Origin of the sequence: Helicobacter didelphidarum, from assembly GCF_003364195.1 — a bacterium.
In the GTDB taxonomy this organism is placed as follows: Bacteria; Campylobacterota; Campylobacteria; order Campylobacterales; family Helicobacteraceae; genus Helicobacter_A; species Helicobacter_A didelphidarum.
In genome coordinates this window covers 1-1,836 of the sequence record NZ_NXLQ01000108.1, presented here as the reverse complement: position 1 = coordinate 1,836, position 1,836 = coordinate 1, and the positions used below count along the sequence as shown (strand labels likewise).

2 protein-coding genes and 1 pseudogene are annotated in these 1,836 nt (G+C 31.0%); all 3 read left to right on the top strand.

What is annotated here, in order from left to right; all coding sequences use genetic code 11:
- Window positions 1–544, top strand: a pseudogene (locus tag CQA53_RS12720) (hypothetical protein); the annotation flags it as partial.
- Window positions 545–907: 363 nt separating this feature from the next.
- Entirely contained in the window at window positions 908–1,468 is a 561-nt protein-coding gene (locus tag CQA53_RS11160) for a hypothetical protein (protein ID WP_115543993.1), read from the top strand.
- Window positions 1,458–1,826: a hypothetical protein gene (locus CQA53_RS11155; RefSeq protein ID WP_115543992.1), complete on the top strand. Its 369-nt coding sequence runs from the start codon at window positions 1,458–1,460 to the stop codon at window positions 1,824–1,826. Before CQA53_RS11160 ends, CQA53_RS11155 begins: the two co-directional genes overlap by 11 nt.
- Window positions 1,827–1,836 lie beyond the last annotated feature (10 nt).

Sequence of the window (1,836 nt, the reverse complement as noted above, 5' to 3'; positions counted from 1 at the left end):
TGAAGTGGTAAAGAAGTTTTCTAAGAATCCTCCTTATGATGAATTTGGAATGCTTCCATTTTTAGATGAGTTAATAGGGGTAGATTGGGTAATGGATTTGAATATGCTAGATGGAAGGTATAGCCTTGATGAAGCGGGTAAAACCATATGGGCTTTATACCATGAAGTCAAAGAAGGCAAACTCAAAGACCCTAGAGATACAGATTCTACAAAGGAGAGTAGAGAGGAGTTTCGTTATAAAGTAGATGGTTGGGTGGTAGAAAGATATGATTTGGACTTGCCAAATCAATGGACAGAACAAGAAGCAAAGCTATACATTGATACTCTTTTACTTGTTTCTAAAATAGTATCCCTCACTCCCCCACAAGGCTATCCTAATGCTCCCACTTATTATATCCCAGAGTATTTAGAAGAGCTTTATAGAGAGGGGAAGTTTGATATTAAGCTAGATCCAACAATCCCAGCAATGTATAGAGAATCTTTCCCAGAAGAACTAAGAGCAAAGATACTAGCTTATGCCAAAAAGCATAATATTAAAGAATAAGAGATACATAATACAATAAGAACAATAAAATCATTGAACAATATATGAGAAAGCAAATATAGTGCATATATAGTATATAGATAATGTAAAAAATAAGAGAGATGATATACTCTACAAACAATTCTATAATACACTCAACAATATTTTAGATACAATATTAATACATCTCACGAAGATTTCTAATTCTTCCACAAAGGACACATAATGAATAAAACAAAATCTCTCAATTTCCAAAGGCAAGAAGCCCTTAGTCGTAGAGAAGCCCTAAAGAAGCTTAAAAGTTTCAGCCTTGTAAGTCTTGCAGTTTGATAAGTTTGTAGAATCTAAATATAGTAATCAAGATTCTCATATAAAGGAAGTAGCGTGAAGATGATCATTTATATATCTTTGGGATTTTTTGGAATCTTGGTTGTATTGCTAGCTAGTGGGTGTAGTATTTACTATCCTACATCATATCGTGCTTTTATACCAAAACAATGGGATAGTGAATACAAAGAATACGAGAGATTGTGTGAAGAAAATATAGGGAAAGTAGTGTATGCAAGACCTGTTTTAGATATTAAGTATGTAGATTATCAAACTTTTATGTGGTTTTTACCAGATAAACAGATTGTGCCACAGGTTCTTGTCTTTACTGACTCGATAAGCAAAAAGGTTTTTTATATTAAAATTATTGGTTTTCACCATGATACATCATGGAGTAGTTTTTATCCAGAGTGGTTTATCATGCCTCACACCGAAAAAAATTATATTTATAAAGGATACGATATTGAGAATATTGCATCACATATAAGTTCTATAAAACAAGAAATAAGTAATAATTCTTTTATTATTGGTAAAGATTTTGATGATATACAGGGATTTAGTTCGTATGATTGGTATATGTTAAAAATTTTATTTGGAGGAATTAATGATGCATCTTAATAAACAATACTCACTTGGAATCTATGTAAATGATTGGGGGTTTAAAATGGGTAGTGAAGGAAATCCCCATGTATTTTTAGGACTAAAAATAGAGAAAGTTCAATGTAATGATATGCAAATACAAATGCAAGAAAATCTATATCAACATTATCTCAAACATAATATGCTAGAACAAGCCAATCAATGTAGGATTAATATAGAACAAATGCAATGTTTTATAGCTGATAAAACACTTTTAGATTTACAGCAAGAATTAAGTGAAAAATATAAATATTATTTTGTGGAGAAGATACCAGTGCTTGGTAGTGGGAAGATAGATTTAAAAACAAGTAAAGAACTTGCTGAATCAATTTCGTAGATATATTATA